At 74.2% G+C, this 2939-nt stretch carries 3 protein-coding genes; 2 read left to right on the top strand and 1 reads right to left on the bottom strand.

Features of this window, described 5'->3' with window-relative positions; all coding sequences use genetic code 11:
- On the bottom strand, positions 1-426 hold a 426-nt coding region (locus tag ACFV6D_RS15155; protein WP_380559981.1), incomplete at its 3' end, for a DUF485 domain-containing protein.
- Positions 427-766: 340 nt separating this feature from the next.
- Between ACFV6D_RS15155 and ACFV6D_RS15150 the strand changes: the two genes are divergently transcribed.
- Together ACFV6D_RS15150 and ACFV6D_RS15145 are read left to right on the top strand one after the other, a co-directional pair.
- Positions 767-2674 carry an alpha/beta hydrolase family protein gene (locus tag ACFV6D_RS15150; RefSeq protein ID WP_380559979.1) on the top strand — a complete coding sequence of 636 codons (1908 nt, stop codon included), beginning with the start codon at positions 767-769 and terminating at the stop codon, positions 2672-2674.
- Positions 2671-2832, top strand: a complete 162-nt coding sequence (locus ACFV6D_RS15145) for a hypothetical protein (protein WP_159398304.1) — start codon at positions 2671-2673, stop codon at positions 2830-2832. The genes ACFV6D_RS15150 and ACFV6D_RS15145 overlap by 4 nt, the downstream gene beginning before the upstream one ends.
- Positions 2833-2939 lie beyond the last annotated feature (107 nt).

Here is a 2939-nt window from a genome sequence, read left to right as displayed (position 1 = left end):
GGTGGTCGCCGCGCGCCCGCGGGCACTGGCGACCCGCTTGCACTGGCGCGGCCTCCCCCCCCCGGGCTCGGTGGGCCCCGGGCCCCCCGCGGGCCCGCCCCCCCGGGACGCCGCCGCGCTCCGCAGGGCCTCGGCCAGCGGGTCCAACCGCCGGGCGGCGAACCGGCCGTAGGCCAGGGCGATGCCGAAGGTCGAGACGAACTGCAGCAGTCCGAAGACCAGGGCCACGTTGATGCTCCCGACGACCTTGGCCGCCATGAAGCCGCGGGCGTAGGCCGAGCAGAGTACGTACGCCAGGAACCAGAGCAGGAACGCCGCCGTCACCGGGAACACGAACCTGCGGTAGGCGGCGCGCAACTCGGTGAATCGCGGATCGTCGCCGATCCAGGGTGCGCCACCGCGCGACGACGCGGCTTGGTCGATCATGGGAATCCTTTTGAGCGGTGCGGAACTTGCCGAAGGCCCGACCGTAGGAATCCGTGGCAGACAAGCGATCAACGCGCGGTCGGCGACGGCCGGCCTTTGTGCGTTCCCGCTGCGCGTTCCCGGCACATCCACACCCCTGCCGGCCCGCATTCACCTCAGCTGCATTTCGGCCAACTGTGCGAAAGGTCTGTTCGCAACCACGGCACCCCCCTAGAGTGGCGGCGATCCTCCACAAGTGGCCTTTTCTTCACGCCAGTTCACTGGATCTTCACGCCAGTGCACCGGCCTCGGGACGTTCAGCGCAGTCTGTTCCCACCATCGAGCCGAAAGGGCCGGGTCCGTGACACAGGCGTTCCAGTCCCCCGGCTTCGCCGCCCTGGCGGCCGACCGCGCGGTCGAGACGCGACTCGTCGACGAGCGCTGGCAGGCGGTGGCCTGGGACCTGGGGACGGGTCGGCGCCGGGTGGTCACCGACCGGCCGGGGGGCGTCCACCTGAGCGAGATCGAGCCGGACGGCGACGCCGTCTGGTGGTTCGACGCCGACAACGCCGGGGAGGGGCGGTGGCGGCGCGAGCCGTTCGCCGGCGGAGCGGGCGGCGAGGCGCTGCACGGCGTGCCGCGCGGGCGGGCGTACGGCGTCGCTTTCGACCGGACGGGCGCGCTCGCGGCGGTGGTCGTCGGTGTCGACGGCGCCTCGCACTGCTACGTCGGACCGCCCGCGGGCCAGGCCCTGCTGATCGGTTCGGCGCCGGGGTACCTGAGCCTGGCCGACCTGTCGCCGGACGGCCGGCTCCTGGCCCTCGGCGGGCGGCCCGACGGGGACGACTCGGTGGTCCTGTGGCCGACGGGCGCGCAGGCGGACGTTCAGGCGACCGTTCAGACGGACGCGCAGGCGGACGGTCCGCTGCGGATCGCCGGGCACCGCCGACTGCGGCTCTGGCCGATCGAGTTCAACCCGCTCGCGGTACTCGAACCGGAGCTGCTGCTGGTGGTCGAGGAGGACGAGCAGTACACCGTCGCGACCTGGCAGGCCGGCACGGGGCTGCGCAGGTACCCGGGGCTGTCGTTCGACTCGCAGATATCGGCCGGCTGGTACCAGGGGCCGCGCGAGGTGCTGATCCAGCACGAGCGGGCCGGGCGGAGCCGACTGCTCCTCGCCGAACTCGACCCGCCGGAGGGGCAGCGGACAACGCAGCAGGGGGCCGCGGGCCGAGAGCCGGCCGAACAGGCCCCGCCCGCCCGGGAGATCAGCACCCCCGGCGGCACGATCCACGACCTGTCCTGCGCTCCGGACGGCACCTTGCACTGCGTCTGGAGCCGGGAGTCGACACCGCCCCGCCCGCTGGTCCTGCGCCCCGGCACGGAGACTGCGCACCACCCCGGGCAGGGCCTCGATCCGGACCAGGGCGACACCTCCCGCAGCCGGCGCTGGACGCCCCGGCCGTACGGGCGGATCCACAGCTTCGTCAGCACTCCGGCCGGCCAGGGCCCGTGGCCGACCCTCTTCCTGGTCCACGGCGGCCCCGCCACCCACGACCGCGACTCCTACGACCCGCGGGTGAACGCCCTGGTCGGCCGTGGCTACGCGGTGGTGCGCACCAACTACCGCGGCTCCACCGGCTACGGCGCCCGCTGGCAGCACGAGTACGGCCACCGGGTCGGGCTGGCGCAGATCGAGGACCTGGCCGCCGTCCGCGCGGAGCTGGTCGCCGACGGTACGGCGCTCGCGGAGCGCACCGGCCTGTGCGGATTCTCGTGGGGCGGCTACCTGGCCCTGCTCGCGATGGGCGCGCAGCCGGAGTTGTGGTCACTCGGCATGGCCGCTCAGCCGATCGCGGACTACCCCGCCGCCTACCGCACCACCACCCCCGCACTGCGCGAGCTCGATCGCCAGCTCTTCGGCGGGACCCCGGACGAGGTTCCCGAGCGCTACCGCGCGGCCGACCCGCGATCGTACGTGCACCAGGTCCGCTCGCCCGTCCTGCTGGTCGCCTCGCGGACCGACGAGCGGTGCCCACCCGACCAGGTCGCCCGGTACGCCGCGGACCTGCGCCGGCTGGCGGTGCCGCACGAGCTGCTCTGGGTGGACGGCGGCCACTACAGCCGCCGGACCGCCGACCACCGATCGGTGCTGGCCACGATGGTCCGGTTCGCCGAGCACGCCTGGCCGGCACCGCTCCCCCTGCCACCCCGGGGCGGCCGCCCCGAGGTACCCGCCGAACTGGTGGAAGGAGGTGAACAGCCATGAAGCGACGCAGCATTCAGAACGACCCGATCAGCACCCCGGAGCGTGACCGGGGCGCCGTGGTGGTCCAGGCCTTCGCGCTCGACATCACCAAGGCCGCAGTGGTCGCGCCTGCCCTCAAGGGGCAGCCGAAGCCGAAGGCCGAGACCAAGGGCAAGTGATTCACCGTCGCGGGGGGGGGGCGGGGGGGGGCCGGGGGGGGCCCCCCCACGCCCCCCCGCGCGCCCCAAAGAGGGCCCCCCCCGGGTGGGGGACGGGGCCAAACCCC

The organism is Kitasatospora sp. NPDC059812, assembly GCF_042732075.1.
GTDB lineage: Bacteria > Actinomycetota > Actinomycetes > Streptomycetales > Streptomycetaceae > Kitasatospora.
The sequence above is the reverse complement of the archived record's forward strand: the minus strand, read 5'-3'. Positions and strand labels throughout refer to the sequence as shown.

Coding starts and splice junctions, on each gene's coding strand:
- ACFV6D_RS15145 (WP_159398304.1), top strand. CDS start 2,671: ATGAAGCGACGCAGCATTCAGAACGACCCGATCAGCACCCCGGAGCGT.